The sequence below is a fragment of the Sphaerisporangium melleum genome, from assembly GCF_014646695.1.
GTDB classification, from domain to species: domain Bacteria; phylum Actinomycetota; class Actinomycetes; order Streptosporangiales; family Streptosporangiaceae; genus Sphaerisporangium; species Sphaerisporangium melleum.
In genome coordinates this window covers 1-329 of record NZ_BMNT01000113.1, presented here as the reverse complement: position 1 = coordinate 329, position 329 = coordinate 1, and the positions used below count along the sequence as shown (strand labels likewise).

General features: G+C 64.4%; 1 protein-coding gene. It reads left to right on the top strand.

Annotated elements, in window-relative coordinates; all coding sequences use genetic code 11:
- Positions 1-22: 22 nt before the first annotated feature.
- A partial coding sequence (locus tag IEY93_RS39150) for a non-reducing end alpha-L-arabinofuranosidase family hydrolase (protein WP_268241613.1) occupies positions 23-329 on the top strand: 307 nt, incomplete at its 3' end.

Sequence of the window (329 nt, the reverse complement as noted above, 5' to 3'; positions counted from 1 at the left end):
CTTCGGGTCGAGCTGGGGTTCGATGAACTTCGGCACGTTCACCAACTGGTCGGACATGGCCTCGGCCAGCCAGAACAAGATGAATTCGGGTACCGTCGCGCCGACGCTGCTGTACTTCGCGCCGAAGAACATCTGGGTGCTGGCCTACCAGTGGGGCGGGACCGCGTTCTCCTACCGCACCTCCAGTGACCCGACCAACGCCAACGGCTGGTCGGCGCAGCAGACCCTGTCCACCGCGAGCCTCTCCGGCGGGGGTACCGGGCCGATCGACCAGACGCTCATCGGTGACAGCCAGAACATGTACCTGTTCTTCGCCGGTGACAACGGCA